At 74.0% G+C, this 14,867-nt stretch carries 13 protein-coding genes; 3 read left to right on the top strand and 10 right to left on the bottom strand.

The genetic code is table 11. From position 1 onward, the window contains the following. Window positions 1-60: 60 nt before the first annotated feature. Window positions 61-903, bottom strand: coding sequence for a PaaX family transcriptional regulator (locus NQU55_RS18835; RefSeq protein ID WP_168092128.1), 843 nt, complete (start codon window positions 901-903; stop codon window positions 61-63). Beyond that, window positions 896-2,635 (bottom strand): AMP-binding protein, encoded by a 1,740-nt coding sequence (locus tag NQU55_RS18840; protein WP_168092129.1) that lies wholly within the window; start codon window positions 2,633-2,635, stop codon window positions 896-898. Before NQU55_RS18840 ends, NQU55_RS18835 begins: the two co-directional genes overlap by 8 nt. 129 nt (window positions 2,636-2,764) lie before the next feature. On the opposite strand from NQU55_RS18840, the gene NQU55_RS18845 reads away from it, so the two are divergent. Together NQU55_RS18845 and NQU55_RS18850 are read left to right on the top strand one after the other, a co-directional pair. Next, window positions 2,765-3,901 (top strand): acyl-CoA dehydrogenase family protein, encoded by a 1,137-nt coding sequence (locus NQU55_RS18845; protein ID WP_168092130.1) that lies wholly within the window; start codon window positions 2,765-2,767, stop codon window positions 3,899-3,901. Between the two features lie 122 nt (window positions 3,902-4,023). Continuing rightward, a complete protein-coding gene (locus NQU55_RS18850; protein WP_168092131.1) occupies window positions 4,024-4,416 on the top strand; it encodes a RidA family protein in 393 nt (130 codons plus the stop codon). A gap of 21 nt (window positions 4,417-4,437) precedes the next feature. Here NQU55_RS18850 and NQU55_RS18855 read toward each other — a convergent pair whose 3' ends face one another. The 7 genes from NQU55_RS18855 to NQU55_RS18885 all read right to left on the bottom strand — a co-directional run bounded on the left by NQU55_RS18855 (window position 4,438) and on the right by NQU55_RS18885 (window position 13,744). Beyond that, the gene (locus tag NQU55_RS18855; RefSeq protein WP_206329156.1) at window positions 4,438-4,881 is read right to left on the bottom strand and encodes a hypothetical protein; all 444 of its coding nucleotides are present in this window, start codon (window positions 4,879-4,881) and stop codon (window positions 4,438-4,440) included. Between the two features lie 113 nt (window positions 4,882-4,994). Further along, complete coding sequence (locus tag NQU55_RS18860) at window positions 4,995-7,691, bottom strand: polynucleotide kinase-phosphatase (protein WP_256790871.1); 2,697 nt, start codon at window positions 7,689-7,691, stop codon at window positions 4,995-4,997. Then, a complete protein-coding gene (locus NQU55_RS18865) occupies window positions 7,688-9,154 on the bottom strand; it encodes a 3' terminal RNA ribose 2'-O-methyltransferase Hen1 (RefSeq protein WP_168095091.1) in 1,467 nt (488 codons plus the stop codon). The genes NQU55_RS18860 and NQU55_RS18865 overlap by 4 nt, the downstream gene beginning before the upstream one ends. 34 nt (window positions 9,155-9,188) lie before the next feature. Next, window positions 9,189-10,019: an NUDIX hydrolase gene (locus tag NQU55_RS18870; RefSeq protein WP_168095092.1), complete on the bottom strand. Its 831-nt coding sequence runs from the start codon at window positions 10,017-10,019 to the stop codon at window positions 9,189-9,191. Between the two features lie 4 nt (window positions 10,020-10,023). Further along, window positions 10,024-11,511 carry a hypothetical protein gene (locus tag NQU55_RS18875; protein ID WP_256790872.1) on the bottom strand — a complete coding sequence of 496 codons (1,488 nt, stop codon included), beginning with the start codon at window positions 11,509-11,511 and terminating at the stop codon, window positions 10,024-10,026. Between the two features lie 333 nt (window positions 11,512-11,844). After that, window positions 11,845-12,783: a homocysteine S-methyltransferase gene (gene mmuM, locus NQU55_RS18880; protein ID WP_168095094.1), complete on the bottom strand. Its 939-nt coding sequence runs from the start codon at window positions 12,781-12,783 to the stop codon at window positions 11,845-11,847. 37 nt (window positions 12,784-12,820) lie between these two features. Continuing rightward, window positions 12,821-13,744: an LLM class F420-dependent oxidoreductase gene (locus NQU55_RS18885; protein WP_256790873.1), complete on the bottom strand. Its 924-nt coding sequence runs from the start codon at window positions 13,742-13,744 to the stop codon at window positions 12,821-12,823. 248 nt (window positions 13,745-13,992) lie between these two features. Here NQU55_RS18885 and NQU55_RS18890 point away from each other — a divergent pair, with 248 nt between their 5' ends. Next, window positions 13,993-14,187, top strand: a complete 195-nt coding sequence (locus tag NQU55_RS18890; RefSeq protein WP_168095915.1) for a hypothetical protein — start codon at window positions 13,993-13,995, stop codon at window positions 14,185-14,187. 11 nt (window positions 14,188-14,198) lie between these two features. Here NQU55_RS18890 and NQU55_RS18895 read toward each other — a convergent pair whose 3' ends face one another. Continuing rightward, on the bottom strand, window positions 14,199-14,657 hold the full coding sequence (locus NQU55_RS18895) for a DUF6099 family protein (RefSeq protein ID WP_168095914.1): 459 nt from the start codon (window positions 14,655-14,657) through the stop codon (window positions 14,199-14,201). Window positions 14,658-14,867 lie beyond the last annotated feature (210 nt).

A 14,867-nucleotide genomic window follows, 5' to 3' on the forward strand; every position in this document is an offset into this window, starting at 1 on the left:
GATTGAGGACCGGGGTCCGGGGCGGAGCCCCGCGCAGCGGCGGGGCACCCGACCACGGGCCTAAGCCAGCTCCCCCGCCACGAACCGCGCCCCCGCCTCCCGCAACCGCGAATGCAGCGCACCGAACACCCGCGCCGCCCGCACCCCGGGCCAGTCGGCCGGCAGCAGGCCGCCCGGCAGGCCGGGGTCCGCGTACGGCAGGTGCCGCCACGAGTCCAGCGCGAGGAGGTAGTCGCGGTAGGCGTCACGCGGCGGCACCACCCGCCGCCGCGCCCAGCGCCGCAGCACCGGCTCGTGGGCCGCCAGGAAGGCGTGGTGCTGCCCGGCCAGGGACGCGAGGTCCCACCAGCGCCCCACGGCCTCCGCGGTCGGCTCGAAGCCGACGTGGGAGCCCTTGAACAGGTCGACGTAGGAGGCCAGTCCGAGCCGTTCGAGGGTGTGCCGCGTCTCGTCGTGGACGTGCGCGGGGGCGATCCACACGCCGGGGGCGGCGGTCCCGAAGCCGAGCCGGGCCAGCCGCGAGCGCAGCAGGTGCCGCTTGTGCCGCTCCTCCTCGGGCACGGAGAAGACGGCCAGCAGCCAGCCGCCGGCCGTACGCGTGGAGACCCGGCCGTAGATGCGCCGGTCGCCGTCGTCGAGGAGCTGCCGCGCGGCTTCCGAGAGCCCGTAACCCGCGGCCCCGTCGGGGGTGCGGTCCGCGACGAGCAGGCCGCGTCGTTTGAGCCGCGAGACGGCCGACCGCACCGAGGGCGAGTCCACGCCGACGGCACCCAGCAACCGGATCAGGGCCGCGATCGGTACGGGCCTGCCGCCCGTATGGCGGGCGGCGCCCCCGCGGCCGTACGCGCCGTAGAAAGTGACGATGAGGGACCGAGGAGTATGGAGTGGTTGCTGGTCAGTCACGGGGAAACTGTAAAGCGCCGTGACGCAGCCGGAAGCGCTGCAATTTGCCGGTGGGCGTGCGGGGAAGGGACTCCGGGAACTCGATCTCGCGAGGGCACTTGTAGGGAACGATCTCCTTTTTGGTGAACTCCCGCAGCGCCGCCGCCGTTTCCGCGGTGCGCGGGGCCCCCGCCCGGAGCACCACGTGGGCCACGACGATCTGGCCGCGCCGCTCGTCGGGGCGCCCGACGACGGCCGCTTCCAGGACGTCGGGGTGGCGCAGCAGGGCCTCTTCCACCTCCGGGCCGGCGATGTTGTACCCGGCCGAGATGATCATGTCGTCGGCGCGGGCGACGTAACGGAAGTGGCCGCCGGGTTCGCGGACATAGGTGTCTCCGGTGAGGTTCCAGCCGTCGCGGACGTACTCGCGCTGGCGTTCGTCGGCGAGGTAGCGGCAGCCGGTGGGGCCGCGCACGGCCAGCAGACCGGGTTCGCCGTCCGGCAGCGTCCGGCCGTCGGGGCCGGTGACGCGGGCCTCGTAGCCGGGGACGGGCAGGCCGGTGGTGCCGGGGCGGATCGCGTCGTCGGCGGCGGAGATGAAGATGTGCAGCATCTCGGTCGCGCCGATGCCGTTGATGACGCGCAGCCCGGTGGCCTGCCGCCAGGCGTGCCAGAGGGCCGCGGGCAGGTGTTCGCCGGCCGAGACGCAGCGGCGCAGCGACGAGACGTCGTGCGGGCCGGGCTGTTGCTGTTGCTGTTGCTGTTGCTGTTGCTGTTGCTGTTGCTGTTGCTGTTGCTGTTCCAGTGTCTCCAGCATCGAGCGGTAGGCGGTGGGGGCGGTGAAGAGCACGGAGACGCGGTGGCGCCGGATGTCGGCGAGGAGGCGTTCGGGGCCGCGCCAGTCGGTCAGCAGCGTGGCGGCGCCCGCCCGCAGGGGGAAGACCACCAGGCCGCCGAGGCCGAAGGTGAAGCCCAGGGGCGGGCTGCCGGCGAAGACGTCGTCGGGGCGCGGCCGCAGGACGTGGGCCGAGAAGGTGTCGGCTATGGCGAGCACGTCGCGGTGGAAGTGCATGCAGCCCTTGGGGCGTCCGGTGGTGCCGGAGGTGAAGGCGATGAGGGCGACGTCGTCCGCGGAGGTGTCCACCGCCGCATACGATGAGGGTTTGTCCGCGGCCAGGCGCAGCAGGTCGCCCGGAGTGTCCCCGCCGTACGGGGTGATCCGCAGGGGTTCCGGGGCCCGCGCGAGGGCGTCGAGGCCGTCGAGACCTCCGAGACCTCCGAGACCTTCGAGCGAGCGGGCGTCGCACAAGGCGTGCCGTATGCGGGCCAGTTCGCAGATCGTGGCGAGTTCGTGCGGCCGCTGGGCGGCCAGGACGGTGACGGCGACCGCGCCGGCCTTCATCACGGCGAGCCAGCAGGCCGCGAGCCAGGGGGTGGTGGGGCCGCGCAGCAGGACCCGGTTGCCGGGGACGACGCCGAGGTCGCCGGTGAGGGTGTGGGCGATGCGGTCGACGTGGGCGGCGAGCTGGCCGTAGGTCCACCGGCATCCGGTGTCGTCGTGCACGGCGGGGCGGTCCGGGCCCAGCCGGGCCACGGTGGCGTCGAGGAGTTCGCTGCCGCAGTTGAGGCGGGGCGGGTAGGCGGGCAGGGCGTCGCTCCGGTGCAGGAGGGCGGGCCAGTGGCGGGCGGGAGGGAGGTGGTCGCGCGGAAAGGTGTCGACGTGGGCCGACGGCTGAAGCTCGGTCGCTGCCATCGCTGATGCGCCCCCTCGCGCCGGTGACATGGAGGTGAACGGGGGTCTTGCCAGCCGTGCGGATCCGCTGTCAGCGTAGCGACTTGGTGACGGCAGTCAACACAGCGCGATACCACGAAGGGGCCGCCCATGGTCACCCCGTTCGCCCTCGACCCGCAGCAGCGCGCCTGGTGCGCCGGCTTGCGCACCGTCGCGGCGGAGCGGCTGCGCCCGCTCGCGGCCGGCGGCGAGCCGGGCCGCGTCAACCGTCCCCTCGTCGCCGCCCTCGGCGAACTCGGCCTGCTGGCCCGGCTCTTCCCCGCCGAGGGGCCGGTGCGCGCGACGGACCTGTGCCTGCTGCGGGAGTCCCTCGCGCGGGAGTGCACGGAGGCCGAGACCGCGCTCGCCCTGCAGGGGCTCGGCGCCTACCCCGTCGTGCAGTCCGGGACCGCCCGGCAGCGCGCCCGCTGGATGCCCGAGGTGATCGCGGGCCGGGCGGTGGCCGCGTTCGCGCTGAGCGAGCCGGCCGCCGGGTCCGACGCGGCGGCCCTGGAGCTGTGCGCCGAGCCGGACCCGTCCGGCGCCGGGGACGGCTGGCGGCTGTCGGGCGAGAAGACGTGGATCTCCAACGCGCCCGAGGCCGACGTCTACACCGTCTTCGCCCGCACGGGCCAGGCGCCCGGCTCACGGGGCGTGACGGCGTTCCTCGTCCCCGGCGACAGCGCGGGACTCTCCGGCCGCGGCCTGGACATGCTCAGCCCGCACCCCATCGGCACGCTGACCTTCGACGGCGTGCCGGTCGGCGCCGGGGACGTCCTCGGGGTGCCGGGCGGCGGCTTCCGCGTCGCCATGCGCACGCTCGACCTCTTCCGGCCGAGCGTGGGGGCCTTCGCCGTCGGCATGGCCCGGGCCGCGCTCGCGGCCGCCGTCGCCCACGCCGGGGAGCGGCGCGCTTTCGGCGGCCCCCTGAAGGACCTGCAGGCCGTCTCCCACCAGCTCGCCGAGATGGCCACGCGTACCGAGGCCGCGGCGCTGCTGGTGTACGCGGCGGCCGCGGCGTACGACGCGGGCGAGCCCGGCATCGCGGCCCGCTCGGCGATGGCCAAGCTGTTCGCCACCGAGACCGCGCAGTACGTCGTCGACGCGTCCGTGCAGCTCCACGGCGCCCGCGCGCTGCGTCGGGGGCACCTGCTGGAGCACCTGTACCGGGAGGTGCGCGCGCCGCGGATCTACGAGGGCGCGAGCGAGGTCCAGCGCACGATCATCGCGAAGGAGCTGTACCGGTGAACAGCCACGAGGCCGGGGGCACGGACACGCACGGCGCCGCTGACGCGGACACGCACGGCGCCGCTGACGCGGACACGCATGGCGCCGGGGGTGCGGATCCCCGTGGGGCCGGGGGCGCCGAAGTGCGCCGGATCAACCCGCCGGAGCTCTCCCCGCCCACCGGCTTCTCGCACGCCGTCACCGTCACCGGGGGCCGGCTCGTCCTCCTCGCCGGGCAGACCGCCCTCGACGGCGCCGGCCGCCTCGTGCCCGGCGGGCTGCCGGAGCAGTTCGAGCGGGCCCTGGGCAATCTGCTCGCCGCCCTGCGCGCCGCGGGCGGCGGGCCGCAGCACCTCGCGCGCGTCACCGTCTACGCCACCGACGTCGCCGCCTACCGCGCGCACGCCCGGGAACTGGGCGGCATCTGGCGGCGGCTGGCCGGGCGGGACTACCCGGCGATGGCCGTCATCGGCGCGGTGCGCCTGTGGGACGAGGAGGCGCTGGTGGAGCTGGACGGGATCGCGATGCTGCCGTGAGCCGGCCCCGGGGGCGCGGGGTCAGAAGCCGGAGCAGGTCGCCGTCGCCTCCCGGCCGGACGCCGTGGCGGTCCACGGCCGGCGGTCGTCCACCGTCACCGAGCAGGAGACCGTACCGCCGCTCTTCCCGGTCGTAACGGCCAGCAGGCCGCCCTTCTCGAACTCCGTCGTCTCCAGCTCCTTGCGCCAGGGCAGGTCCCGGGGACCCTCCTTCTGCGTCACGACGGCCCCGTCCTGCCACGTGCTGTACGCGATGGACACGCCCTTCGCGTCGCCGGTGACCTCGTACCGCACCCGGACCGTCTTGCCGCTCTGCCCGGCGAGCACGACGACGATCGCCGCGCACCCGGCGGCCAGCAGGAGCACGACGGCGAGCAGCACCCACGGCCACTTCCGGTGCCGTCGGTGGCGGACGTGCGGCGGCGCACCGTGCGCGTAGTCGTCGCCCCAGTGCTGCGTACTCATGCGGCCAGCATGCCGCCGCCCCCGCGGGGTGGCGAGCGGGGGCCGCCCGTACGGGCGGCGGCCCGCGCCCCCGCCCGCACCCGCAGCTGCGGGCCGGATCCCGCCGGTGGCGCCTACAGCCGCGGGTCCACCGGCTCCGACTCCAGGGCGAGGACCCCGAAGACCGCCTCGTGCACCCGCCACAGCGGCTCGCCCGCCGCCAGCCGGTCCAGCGCCTCCAGCCCGAGCGCGTACTCGCGCAGGGCGAGCGAGCGCTTGTGGCCGAGGTGGCGTGCGCGCAGCCGGGCCAGGTTGTCCGGGCGGGTGTACTCGGGACCGTAGATGATCCGCAGGTACTCCCGGCCCCGGCACTTGACGCCCGGCTGGACGAGCCGCCCGCCGGCGGTCCGCACGAGCGCCTGCAGCGGCTTGACGACCATGCCCTCGCCACCGGCGCCGGTCAGGTCCAGCCACCACTGCACGCCCGCGGCGACCGACGCCTCGTCCTCGGTGTCGACGACGAGGCGGCGTGTCGGGGCGAGCAGGCGGTTCATGTACACCGGGGTGTACGCGCAGATGCCGTTGTTCGACTCCGAGCCGTACATCTCCGCCTCGATCATCCGGTCGATCAGGGCGAGCTGCTCGTCGTGCGGAAGTGCGGCCAGGCTGCGGCCCTGCACCGCCAGGATCTGGAACGGCGCCATCCGGATGCCGTCCAGGCCGTCCGTGCCCTTGGCGCCGACCCGGCGCAGGGACTGCGTCTCCGCCTGCTCCCCCGGCCAGCCCTGGGCGCTGTCGCCGGTGGTCCAGCAGTAACGGCGGTACGCCTCCGTGAACGCGGCCGCGTCCGCGGCCCGCTCGCGCTGGCGGTCCAGCAGCCCGGACACGTCCACGCCCCGCTCCGCAGCCGACTCCAGTGCGGCGATCGCACCGGGGAAGACCGCGCCGGACGCGGCGCCGACGGCCGCGTACTGGTGGCGCAGCAGCCCCTGTGCCTTGAGGGACCAGGGCATGAGCTCGGCGTCGAGCAGCAGCCAGTCGGTCTCCAGCTCGTCCCACAGCCCGGCCGCGCCGATCGTCCTGCTCAGCCGGTGAAGGATGCGCCCGGTCATCTCGGGGTCGTCGAAGAACGGCCGGCCGGTGCGGGTGTAGAGCGCCCCGCTCGCCCCGCCGGTCGCGCCGAAGCGCTCCCGCGCCACGTCCGCGTCGCGGCACACGAGGGCCACGGCCCGCGAGCCCATGTGCTTCTCCTCGCACACCACCTGCCGCACCCCGTCGGCCCGGTAGGCGGCGAACGCCTCGGCCGGGTGCTCCAGGTAGCCCTCCTCCTGGGAGGTCGCGCACGGCGCCATGGTCGGCGGGAGGTAGGGCAGCAGCCGCGGGTCGACGGAGAAGCGGCTCATGACCTCCAGGGCGGCCGCGGCGTTCTCCTCCTTCACCGCGACCCGGCCCATGTGCCGGGTCTCGACGACGCGGCGGCCGGTGACGTCGGACAGGTCGAGCGGGCGGCCGTCCTCCCCGCCGGGCGCCTCGCTCATCAGCGGCCGCGCCGGCTCGTACCAGACCTGCTCGGCCGGTACGTCCACCAGCTCGCGCTCGGGCCAGCGCAGCGCGGTCATCTTCCCGCCGAAGACGGCGCCGGTGTCCAGGCAGATGGTGTTGTTCAGCCACGTGGCCGACGGGTTGGGGGTGTGGCCGTAGACGACGGCGGCGCTGCCGCGGTAGTCCTCGGCCCACGGGTAGCGCACGGGCAGGCCGAACTCGTCGGTCTCGCCGGTGGTGTCCCCGTACAGCGCGTGCGAGCGGACGCGGCCCGAGGTGCGGCCGTGGTACTTCTCCGGCAGGCCGGCGTGGCAGACCACGAGCTTGCCGCCGTCGAGGACGTAGTGGCTGACGAGCCCGTCGACGAACTCCCGCACCTGCGCGCGGAAGGCGGGGTCGCGGGCGTCCTCGCGCTCCAGCTGCTCGATGGTCTCGGCCAGCCCGTGGGTCGGCTGGACCTTCTTGCCCTTGAGCCAGCGGCCGAGCTTGTTCTCGTGGTTGCCCGGCACGCACAGGGCGTTGCCGGAGGCGACCATGCCCATGACGCGGCGCAGCACGCCGGGGCTGTCCGGGCCGCGGTCGACGAGGTCGCCGACGAAGACGGCCGTGCGGCCCTCGGGGTGGACGCCGTCGGCGTAGCCGAGCTCGCCCAGCAGGGTCTCCAGTTCGGAGCTGCAGCCGTGGATGTCGCCGATGATGTCGAAGGGGCCGGTGAGGTGCCGGAGGTCGTTGTAGCGGCGCTCCAGGACGACCTCGGCGGCCTCGACCTCCTCGACGCCGCGCAGGACGTGCACCTTGCGGAAGCCCTCGCGCTCCAGGCCGCGCAGCGAGCGGCGCAGCTCGCGGCGGTGGCGCTGGATGACGTGGCGGGGCAGGTGGGCCCGGTCGGGGCGGGCGGCGTTGCGCGCGGCGCACACGTCCTCGGGCACATCGAGGACGATCGCGATGGGCAGCACGTCGTGCTCGCGGGCGACGCGGACCAGCTGCCGGCGGGCCTCGGCCTGGACGTTGGTCGCGTCGATCACGGTGAGGCGGCCGGCCGCGAGGCGCTTGCCCGCGATGTAGTGCAGCACGTCGAAGGCGTCGCCGCTGGCGCTCTGGTCGTTCTCGTCGTCGGCTACGAGGCCGCGGCAGAAGTCCGAGGAGAGCACCTCGGTGGGCTTGAAGTGCTTCCGGGCGAAGGTGGACTTGCCGGAGCCGGTCGGGCCGACCAGCACCACGAGGGAGAGGTCGGTGACGGCGAGGGTGCGCTTCGCCCGTGCCGCGGGGGCTGTTGCTGTGGTGGTCATGCGGCCTTCTCCTGCTCCGGCTCTTTCTCTGTACGGGTGAAGACGCCCATCTGGGTCGGCGGCCCGACCTCCGGGTCGTCCGGCCCCACGGGCGCGTACGCCACCTCGTAGCCGTACCGCTCCGCGACGCCCGCCGCCCAGGCGCGGAACTCCTGGCGGGTCCACTCGAAGCGGTGGTCCGAGTGCCGCACGTGCCCGGCGGGAAGGGTCTCCCAGCGCACGTTGTACTCCACGTTCGGGGTGGTCACGACGACCGTCGCGGGGCGCGCCGCGCCGAACACCGCGTGCTCCAGGGCGGGCAGCCGGGGCAGGTCGACGTGCTCGATCACCTCGCTGAGCACCGCCGCGTCGTACCCGGCCAGCCTGCGGTCGGTGTACGCGAGCGAGCCCTGGAACAGCGCGACCCGCGCCGCCTGGCGCTCGGTCATGCGGTCCAGGCGCAGCCGCCGCGCGGCCACCGCGAGGGCGCGCGCCGACACGTCCATGCCGGCCACCTCGGTGAAGCGCGGGTCCTTCAGCAGCTCGCCCACGAGCTGCCCCTGCCCGCAGCCCAGGTCGAGCACGCGCGCGGCCCCCGAGGCGCGCAGGGCGCCCAGGATCGCCTCACGGCGCTGCACGGCCAGCGGGACGGGCCGCTCCTCGGTGTCCGTCTCCTCGTCGACGGCGTTGTCGAGCTCCTCGGCCTCGCTGTCGTCGGCCTCGGCGAGGCGGGCGAGGGCCAGCCGCTCCAGGGCGTCCCGCGTCAGCGACCAGCGGCGGCCGAGGTAGCGGCCGGCGATCAGGCGCTGCTCGGGGTGGTCCTCCAGCCATCCCTCGCCGGAGCGCAGGAGCTTCTCCACCTCGTCGGGCGCCACCCAGTAGTGCTTGGAGTCGTCGAGCACCGGCAGCAGGACGTACAGGTGGCGCAGGGCGTCGGCGAGCCGCTGCTCGCCCTCCAGCACCAGCCGTACGTAGCGCGAGTCGCCCCACTGCGGGAACTTCTCGTCCAGCGCGACCGGCTCGGCGGACACCGTCCAGCCCAGCGGGGCGAACAGCCGCTCCACGAGCGCCGCGCCGCCGCGGGCTGGCAGCACGGGCACCTCGACGCGCAGCGGCCGGGCCGCTCCGGGCAGCCCGGGCCGGGCGGCGCACTGACCCTTGAGGGCGGTGGAGAAGACGCTGCCGAGGGCGACGGCGAGCAGCGAGGACGCCGCGTACGGACGGTCGTTGACGTACTGCGCGAGGGCGGAGTCGGGGGCGCCGCCGCGGCCCTTGCCCTTGGAGCGCCGCACCAGCGCCACCGGATCGATCTCCAGCAGCAGCGCGGCGGTGCAGCGCTCGGCCGTGGCCTCGGGGTAGAGGACGTGCGCGGTGCCGTGGGAGGTCGAGAAACGCTGCGCCTTGTCGGGGTGCTTGTGCAGCAGGAATCCGAGGTCGGTCGCAGGGGATCCGGTCGTGGCGGTGGTGGATATCGTCAGGAACACGCGGTCGAGTATCCCCGGGGGTGCGCGCCTGCTGCTAATGCTTTTCGCCGGTGCCCTCGGTGGTATTCACCGGAAGGCCGTGCCCCGGAAGGCCGTTCCCCGGCTTGCCCTTCCCCAGCAGGCCGTTCCCCGGAAGGCCGTTCAACAGCAGGCCGTTCAACAGGGCGCGGGTGAGGACCGCGATGGTGAAACCGCAGGTGATCTCCCCCGCGGCGACCATTTCCGCGACCTCCGGCCAGGGCCGGGGGACGATGCGCCGGATGCCTTCGGAGGTCTCCGGGGAACCGAAATCGTCGATTCGGGCGGCGAACAGCTCGACGTGATCGCCGATCAGCCCGCTGTCGGGATGCATACGGCCCAGGGAAATCAATTCGGTGACCTCTGCACCGATTTCCTCCGCCAGTTCCCGCACCGCGTTCTCCGCTCCGGTGGCGCCGGGGGCGCCCATGCCGCGCGGCACCTCCCAGTGCCAGGAGCGGGTGGCGTGGCGGTAGTGCTCGACGAGGACGACGTCTCCCGCGGGCGTGAGGGGGAGGACAACGGCGCCGGGGCTCGCGACCGTGGAGAGCATGCGGACGTAGAGCCCGGGGGCGCCGCCGGGGAAGCGGACGGCGTCCCGTACGAGAGTGACGAAGCGGTCGGCGTAGACGACGCCGACCGGTGCCGCGGCGCCCTCCGCTCCGGCACCCTCCGCGCCGGCATGCTCCGCCCCGGTGTTCTCCGCCCCGGCGCCCGCCGTGCGCCGGGCCTCCTCGACGTCGGCGGGGTCGAAGAGGATGTCGATCCCGCCCGGGGTGTTGCCGAACAGCTCGGGACGGGCGGCGCGCAGCCGGTCGTAGGGGGTGGCGGGGGTCTCTTCTCGCACTGGCTCAGTACTCCGGGAGTTCGTCCTGCACGGTGGCGGAGCCGGTGGCGGCCGGGGAGCCGCCCTCCTCCCGGTACCCGGGCAGCTTGCGCACCATGTCGTGGAACCTTTCCCACTCCCGCGCGCCGTCGAACCGCACCGCGGCCATCTCCCGTGCGAACTTCTGCTCGCGCCGGCCCTCCAGCCTGTTGCGCAGCACCAGTTGCACGGATCCGCCGTACCTGGCCGAGACCCCGCCGAGGCTGCCGGCCACGCTCCAGGCCTCGTCGCCGGTGACGGCGGTGAAGGCGGCGCCGCCGACGGTGACGACGACCTCGATGACGGGCAGCCACTTGTTGGCGCGGGCCCGGCTGTCGCCGCGGGCCTCGGCGAGACGGACGATCTCGGAGTTGAGCCTGACGTAGCGGTCGAAGACGGGGCCGACGCGCTCGTGGAAGGACGCCGGGTCGGCGGTCAGCTCGTCGAAGGCGCGTATGTAGGCGTTCCACGAGTCGCTCTGCCGCAGGCTCCAGATGTCCTCCAGGGCGAGCGCGTCGACCGCGGCGGGGGTGAGGGCGAGCCGGTCCTGGACCGTGGAGAACGCCTGCCGCTGCAGGAACAGCAGGAGCTGCTCGGGGTCGGTGACCGTCCCGGCGGGTGTCGTACGGACGTCGCGCCACTCCTGGAGGGCCACCCTCCGCAGACTGCCGGCCGGGGTGAGCGGATACATGCCGAGGGCGTCGGCGAGGTTGACGTTGTAGATGAGGTCGAGGAGCTGTTTGATCTCCGCCGCGAAGGGCTTGTTCCTGTCGTACCTGCCCTCGGAGACGGCCGTGCCCGGCACGGTCACGAACTCCTCGTAGAGCACGTTGCGCGTGACGAGGTCGCCGCGGATGCTGCGCTCGTTGCTGAGGCCGACCACTTCCCCGATCCGGGCGGCGAACGCCGCGTGCCGCCGCTGCGGGACGCCGACCTGCGCGGCGAGCAGGGGGATGTCCTTCGCGGTGAGCCCCTGCACCCGCGCGGCGAAGGCGTTGAACAGGGCGCTCCTGGTGGCGTCCCGGTTCTCCTGGTCCTCCCAGGAGAACCGGACGCACTTGACGCGCTCGCCGGCCGGCATCCCTTCGAGCGTCTCCTGCCAAGCGGTGAAGGCCCGCTCGTCGAAGTCCAGCCCGGTGCTGGGGCGCTCGGCCGGATCGCGCTCGTTGAGCAGGTACGGGACGAGGGCCGCCTGCGCCAGCAGCTTCTGATGGGCGCGGCGGGCCGCGCCGCCCTCCACGAGGTCGCGGCTGACGGCGGCGTTGTTGTAGAAGAACACGCGGTTGGCTACCACTTGGCGGGTGTTGATCAGACTGCGGAAGTACTCGGCCCGCACCTCCTTCTCCCGCGCGCCCCCGACCTCGCCGAGCGATCTCCCGCCCGCGACCATCTCCCTGGTCAGCTCCGCGGTCACCCACTGGTTGTCCAGGGACTGGGCGATCACCGCGCCGGGCGCCAGATCCGGCGGCCTCACTCTGACGGTCGTCTCAGCGGATTCCTGGGACATTCCCCACCCCCGGTCCTGGATCCCCCACGACGCATCTCTCACGTCCGCGTCCACGCTAGTGGTGAACCCGTGGCCCGGACCTGCGGTTGCACCAACTGGCCTGATGTGAAGCGGTGTTGAAGGTGCCACTGAGACGGGGAGTCGCTACTGAGGCGGCCGGGGAGGCGGTCGGTGCCACCCCGGGATCACCTCCGCGAGCCGCGCGGGCCGGCGGACGTCGCCGAAGGGCTCGATGCCGGCCTGGGCGTAGCGGAGCCGGAACTCGGGGGAGGGTCTGACAACGGCTCCGCGGCGAAGGCGTCAGGCCCTCAGGCCCCGGCCTGGCCCGGCGCCGAGGGCGTCGGCCAGAGAGGCGATCTCGGCCGGGCCCACGCGGCAGCAGCCCCCGATGAGGCGGGCACCCGCCTCGTACCACTCGGTGACGCAGTCGGGCGCGAAGGCCGGCTCGCCCGTCCAGGACCGGGCCTCGGCATCCCACTGCTCGCCGCTGTTGGGGTAGACCACGACGGGCTTCCGCGCGGCCTCCGCCGCGAGCCGCACCGCGGGGCCGGCATCGGCGGGCGTGCAGCAGTTGACCCCGACGGCGACCACCTGGTCGTTCCCGGCGGCCAGCGCGAACGCCTCGCGCAGCGGCTGACCGGCGCGCGTGCACTCGCCCTCCGCGCTGTAGGACAGCCACACGGGCACCCCGCAGCCCGCCACGGCCCGCAGGAGCGCCTCCGCCTCGTCGACGTCGGGCACGGTCTCCAGCGCGAGGACGTCGGGCGCGGCCTCCACCAGGGTCTCGATCCGAGGCCGGTGGAAGCGCTCCAGCTCGGCGGTGCTCAGGCCGTAACGCCCGCGGTACTCGCTGCCGTCGGCGAGGAAGGCGCCGTAGGGGCCGACGGATGCGGCGACCCGGATCTCCCGCCCGGGGGCCTCGCGCTCCGCGGCGCCGCGCGCCAGCTCCACGCTGCGCCGCAGCAGCGCCGCGGCCTCGGCACGGCCCAGGCCGCGCCGCGCGAAGCCCTCGAAGGTGGCCTGGTAGCTGGAGGTGATGAGGACCTGGGCGCCCGCCCGTACATACGCCGCGTGGGCCTGCTCGATCTGCTCCGGGTCGTCGGCGAGCAGCCGGGCCGACCACAGGGCGTCGGACAGGTCGCAGCCCTGCGCCGCCAGCTGGTTGGACAGCCCGCCGTCGAGGACGAGCGGGCCGCGCTCCAGCGCGTCGGCGAGAGGGGTGGTGGGGACGGGCGTCACAGGTGCTCCTCGGTCGTGCGGCGGCGCCGGGCCGGCGTCAGCCCAGCTGGGACTGGACCTCCGAGGAGATCAGCTCCAGGTGGTCGAGGTCGTCCAGGTCCAGGATCTGGAAGTAGACCCGGGAGGAGCCGATGGCCGCATAGCGGCCGATCTTGTCGACGACCTCGGCGGGCGAACCGGCCAGGCCGTTCTCCTTGAGCTCGGCCACATCGCGCCCGATGACCGCCGCCCGGCGCGCGACCTCCGCGTCGTCCTTGCCGATGCAGGCGACGAGCACGTTGGAGTAGACGAGCTCGTCACCCTTGCGGCCGGCCTCCTCCGCGGCCGCCCGCACCCTGCCGAACTGCCGCTCGCTGTCCTCGACCGAGGCGAAGGGGATGTTGAACTCGTCGGCGTACTTCGCGGCGAGCCGCGGCGTGCGCTTCGCACCGTGGCCGCCGATGAGCACGGGCACCTTCCGCTGTGCGGGCTTGGGCAGCGCGGGGCAGTCGGTGAGCTGGTAGTAGGTGCCGTCGAAGTCGAAGGTCCGCCCGGCCTCCGTCTCCCACAGGCCCGTCACGATCGCGAGCTGCTCCTCCAGACGCCCGAACTTCTCCTTGGGGAAGGGGATGCCGTACGCCTTGTGCTCCTCCTCGAACCAGCCGGCGCCCAGGCCGAGCTCGACCCGCCCGCCCGACATCTGGTCCACCTGCGCCACCTGGATGGCCAGCACGCCGGGCAGCCGGAACGTGCCCGCGGTCATCAGGGTGCCGAGCCGGATGCGGCGCGTCTCACGGGCGAGCCCCGCCAGGGTGATCCAGGCGTCCGTCGGCCCGGGCAGGCCGTCCGCGGATCCCATGGCGAGGTAGTGGTCGGAGCGGAAGAAGGCGTCGAAGCCGAGGTCCTCGGTGGCCTTGGCGACCGTCAGCAGGGTGTCATAGCTCGCCCCTTGCTGGGGCTCGGTGAAGATTCGCAGATCCATGCCCCCCATCCTGCACTGCCGCACGCGCGTCAACCGACCGTGCCCTGCCCCGGTCCACCCACCCCGGTCGGGTGAAATTCCGCCGCCCCCGCCGGACGGGTGAGCCCCGGCCAGTGTCCGCCGCGGCCGGTGGTCGTTGGCTCGGGCGGAGCCGGACCGCCCGGCCCGCGCACCGGTGTGCTCTGCCGGAGGCGACGACCGCAACACCGCTCTCCCGCACTGGGAGGGCCGGGGCCGAGGAGGCCGCGATGACCCAGGAAGCCGTGCCCGACGAAACGGTGCCCGCCCAGCCCGCCGCCCGGCAGCCGGGCGCGCCCAAGGGCCTGCTGCAGCAGATGGAGGAGCTGATGGCCGCGCTCAACGCCGACCTGTCGCAGCTCGACGCCGATCTGCAGCCGCGCGGCGGACGCCCGGCGTCCGTCGACGGAGGGGATGCCCGCTGACCGCCCGCGCCTCACGCGGCACCACCCTCCCGCTCGCGTGCCGCGAGCCGTCTCTGTAACCAGCGGACCCTGTCGCTCGTCTCGTCGGCGGCGTCGATCGCCTCTATGCACTGCCAGTACATGGCGTCCTCGCCGGAGGAGCAGGCGACACCCACCAGGGCGATGCCCACCTCGCCGAGGAGCCCGCAGAGCCCCGCCAACGCTCCCCAGGGGTCGCGCACTTCGGTGAGCTGCCCGGCCCGTATCGCTCCGGCGCGCAGCGTGTGACGCAGCGCGCCGGACGCACGGGTGCCGGCCTCGCTCAGACTCCCCGCGGCGGCGCGGGCCTCGAAGGGCCCGTGCACCGCGAGGTGGCCGCCGACCGCTCCCGCCAGCGCCTGCGTCTGCCATGCCTCGGTGACGATGTCGTGGACGGCCCCGGCCTGCGCCAGGGCCGTCCGGGTGGCTCCGATGAGCCGCACTGCATCCATGGCCTGAATCCCCATCTTCCCGACTGCGCCTTCAACTGCGCTTCCGACTGCGCCGCGCCCACACCGGCTCACTACCCAGAGTGATGACTAACCGCCGGAAACGCCAGGGGAATTCAGAAATCTGTGGATACCAGATGGGGTGTGGATAACTCAATCACTCCGGAGAGTGACGATCTGGCGTATCCGGAGCTTCCTGGTCCGGACGGCCGG

The sequence above is a fragment of the Streptomyces telluris genome (assembly GCF_024519335.1).
Taxonomy (GTDB): domain Bacteria; phylum Actinomycetota; class Actinomycetes; order Streptomycetales; family Streptomycetaceae; genus Streptomyces; species Streptomyces telluris.

Coding starts and splice junctions, on each gene's coding strand:
- NQU55_RS18885 (WP_256790873.1), bottom strand. CDS start 13,744: ATGGATCTGCGAATCTTCACCGAGCCCCAGCAAGGGGCGAGCTATGAC.
- NQU55_RS18860 (WP_256790871.1), bottom strand. CDS start 7,691: ATGACCACCACAGCAACAGCCCCCGCGGCACGGGCGAAGCGCACCCTC.
- NQU55_RS18855 (WP_206329156.1), bottom strand. CDS start 4,881: ATGAGTACGCAGCACTGGGGCGACGACTACGCGCACGGTGCGCCGCCG.
- NQU55_RS18895 (WP_168095914.1), bottom strand. CDS start 14,657: ATGGATGCAGTGCGGCTCATCGGAGCCACCCGGACGGCCCTGGCGCAG.
- NQU55_RS18840 (WP_168092129.1), bottom strand. CDS start 2,635: ATGGCAGCGACCGAGCTTCAGCCGTCGGCCCACGTCGACACCTTTCCG.
- NQU55_RS18845 (WP_168092130.1), top strand. CDS start 2,765: ATGGTCACCCCGTTCGCCCTCGACCCGCAGCAGCGCGCCTGGTGCGCC.
- NQU55_RS18890 (WP_168095915.1), top strand. CDS start 13,993: ATGACCCAGGAAGCCGTGCCCGACGAAACGGTGCCCGCCCAGCCCGCC.